This is a genomic window from Streptomyces sp. 8L, assembly GCF_020176795.1.
Classification (GTDB): Bacteria; Actinomycetota; Actinomycetes; order Streptomycetales; family Streptomycetaceae; genus Streptomyces.
The window spans coordinates 1-2,832 of sequence record NZ_JAIUKE010000770.1; the positions used below are offsets into that span (position 1 = coordinate 1).

Below are 2,832 nucleotides of genomic sequence, written 5' to 3' on the forward strand. Positions count from 1 at the left end.
TCCTTACTCCCTTTCCGGTTTCTCTTCTGGGTGGGGGCTGACCACTGGGGCGCCCGCCCCCCCGGTTGGGGGGGGGGGGGGGCGGGGGCGGGGCGGGGGCCCCCCCGCACCGGCCCGTACGGCATTGCCCGGTGTGAAAACGACGAGGAACACATGACTGTTGTGGACGGCGCGGCGGCGCCGCGGACCACGCCCCCCAAGACCAAGCGGCGCCATCTCAAACAGCTCACCAAGCGCGACCGGGTGAGCCTCGGCCTGATGGCCGGCATCCCCACCCTGCTCACCGTGGCGTTCGTGTGGGTGCCCGCCCTGGCATCGATCGTCCTGTCGTTCTCCAGCTGGTCCGGGTTCGGCGACTTCTCCACGATCCAGTGGGTCGGCACCGAGAACTACAAGAACATCTTCACGATCTACCCGCCCTTCGACCCGGCCATCGAGCACAACCTCATCTGGCTCGCGGTCTTCTTCGTGCTGCCCGCGCCGTTCGGCCTGTTCCTCGCCGTCCAGCTCGACAAGCAGATCAAGTTCTCCCGGATCTACCAGTCCGTGCTGTTCCTGCCCGTGGTGCTGTCCCTCGCGCTGATCGGCTTCATGACCGAGCTGATCTTCTCGCCCACCCAGGGGCTCATCAACAACCTCACCGGGCACGCGGACCACCACGTCATCGACTGGATGGGCAACCCGCACCTGAACATCTGGGCCGTCATGATCATGGCCTGCTGGCGTCAGGCCGGCTATGTGATGGTGCTCTTCCTGGCCGGCCTCAAGAGCGTCGACCCCTCCCTGAAGGAGGCGGCCGCGCTCGACGGCGCGAACGGCCGGCAGACCTTCCGCCACGTGGTGTGGCCCGCACTGCGCCCCATCAACGTCGTGGTGCTGGTCATCACGGTCATCGAGTCCCTGCGCGCCTTCGACATCGTCTACGTCATCAACAAGGGCACCAACGGCCTGGAGCTGCTGTCCGTCCTGGTGACCGACAACATCGTCGGAGAGGCCAGCCGCATCGGCTTCGGGTCGGCGCTCGCCACGATCCTCCTGGTGATCTCGCTGGCCTTCATCGTGCCGTACCTGATCAGCATGTTCCGGAAGGACGAGCGAGAATGACGACGCTGACGACCGAGCGCACCGGGCCCGCCACCGCCGCGCCCGCCTCCCGCGACGGGCGCCCCCCGCGGGCCGGCCGCGTCACCCTGCATGTCTTCCTGATCGGCACCTGCGTCGTCTGGCTGCTGCCGCTGCTGTACGCCTTCTACACCGCGCTGCGGCCGTACGCGGACACGCAGAAGCGCGGATACGTGTCCGTGGGCGGCCACTACGGGTTCGGCAACTTCACCGCGGCCTGGGACCAGGCGCAGCTGCTGCACTACTTCTGGAACTCGGTCATCATCACGGTGCCGGCACTGGTGATCACACTCTGGCTCTCCAGCATGGTGGCCTTCGTGGTGGCGCGGTTCAACTTCAAGGTGAACATCGCGCTGCTGATGCTGTTCACCGCGGGCAACCTGCTGCCCCAACAGGCCCTGATCACGCCGCTGTTCAAGATGTACCAGCTGATACCGCTGCCCGACTGGCTGGCGGCGTCCGGAAAGCTGGACGACTCGTTCCTCGGGCTCATCCTGATCCATGTCGCGTTCCAGACCGGCTTCTGCGCCTTCGTGCTCTCCAACTACATGCGCACGATCCCCAAGGAGCTCGGCGAGGCGGCGCTCGTGGACGGGGCCTCGGTCTGGCGGCAGTACTGGCAGCTCATCATGCCGCTGTGCCGGCCGGTGCTCGCGGCTCTCGCGACGCTCGAATTCACCTGGATCTACAACGACTTCTTCTGGGCCACCGTGCTGATGCAGACCGGCAGCAACCGGCCCATCACCGCGGCGCTGAACAACCTCCAGGGCCAGTTCTTCGTGAACAACAACCTGATCTCCGCTGCGGCGCTGATCGTGGCGGTCCCCACCCTCGTGGTGTTCTTCGCCCTCCAGAAGCAGTTCGTCTCCGGACTGACCCTGGGCGCCAACAAGGGCTGACATGGCCGTGTCCGCGAAGTGGCACCGTACGCCCAAGGCGACCGGACCACTTCGCGGACCTTCGCGCACCGGGAGGCCCGACCCGCGGGCACGTCACTGTCGATCCGGGCCCCCGGCGGGCGCGGGCGACCCGCTGTACCCCCGGGCGGAGTCCGGCGTCACGCGTTCAGTACCCCCGTGCCGAGCAGGCCGAGCAGTAGTACGCCGATGACGATCCGGTAGATCACGAAGGCGTTGAAGGAGTGGTGGGCGACGAACCGCAGCAGCCACGCGATGGAGCCGTACGCCACGACGAACGAGATCGCCGTCCCGACGGCCAGTGGTGCCGCGCCCACTCCGGTGCCGAGCGCGTCCTTCAGCTCGTAGATCCCGGCGCCCGTGAGGGCGGGGATGCCGAGGAAGAACGAGAGCCGGGTGGCTGCCATCCGGTCGAGGTCGAGGACGAGGGCGGTGGACATGGTGGCGCCGGAGCGGGAGAAGCCGGGGAAGAGGAGTGCGAGGATCTGTGAACAGCCCACCAGCATCGCGTCTTTGAAGGACGTGTCGTCCTCGCCGCGCTTGTGGCGGCCCATCTGGTCGGCCGCCCACATCACGCCGCTGCCCACGATCAGGGAGCCGGCCACCACCCACAGGGAGGCGAGGGGCCCGTCGATCAGCGGTTTGGCCGCGAGCCCGACCACCACGATGGGGACGGTCGCGGCGATCACCCACCACGCGAACTTGTAGTCGTGGTGGTAGCGCTCCTCCTTGTTGACCAGGCCGCGCCCCCACGCCGCGACGATCCGCACGAGGTCCTTGAAGAAGTACAGGA

The 2,832-nt window shown here is 67.3% G+C and carries 3 protein-coding genes; 2 read left to right on the forward strand and 1 reads right to left on the reverse strand.

Going from position 1 to position 2,832, the window contains the following annotated elements:
• Positions 1 to 153 precede the first annotated feature (153 nt).
• Together LCE31_RS38525 and LCE31_RS38530 are read left to right on the forward strand one after the other, a co-directional pair.
• Positions 154 to 1,104, forward strand: coding sequence for a carbohydrate ABC transporter permease (locus tag LCE31_RS38525; RefSeq protein WP_225022857.1), 951 nt, complete (start codon positions 154 to 156; stop codon positions 1,102 to 1,104).
• A complete protein-coding gene (locus LCE31_RS38530) occupies positions 1,101 to 2,021 on the forward strand; it encodes a carbohydrate ABC transporter permease (RefSeq protein ID WP_225022858.1) in 921 nt (306 codons plus the stop codon). The genes LCE31_RS38525 and LCE31_RS38530 overlap by 4 nt, the downstream gene beginning before the upstream one ends.
• Before the next feature lie 158 nt (positions 2,022 to 2,179).
• Here the strand turns inward: LCE31_RS38530 and LCE31_RS38535 are convergent.
• Positions 2,180 to 2,832, reverse strand: a 653-nt coding sequence (locus tag LCE31_RS38535) for an undecaprenyl-diphosphate phosphatase (RefSeq protein ID WP_225022859.1), incomplete at its 5' end; no start/stop codon positions are given.

What these genes read in the sequence shown, in the direction of transcription:
- LCE31_RS38525 (WP_225022857.1), top strand. Translation starts at nt 154, where the DNA reads ATGACTGTTGTGGACGGCGCGGCGGCGCCGCGGACCACGCCCCCCAAG.
- LCE31_RS38530 (WP_225022858.1), top strand. Translation starts at nt 1,101, where the DNA reads ATGACGACGCTGACGACCGAGCGCACCGGGCCCGCCACCGCCGCGCCC.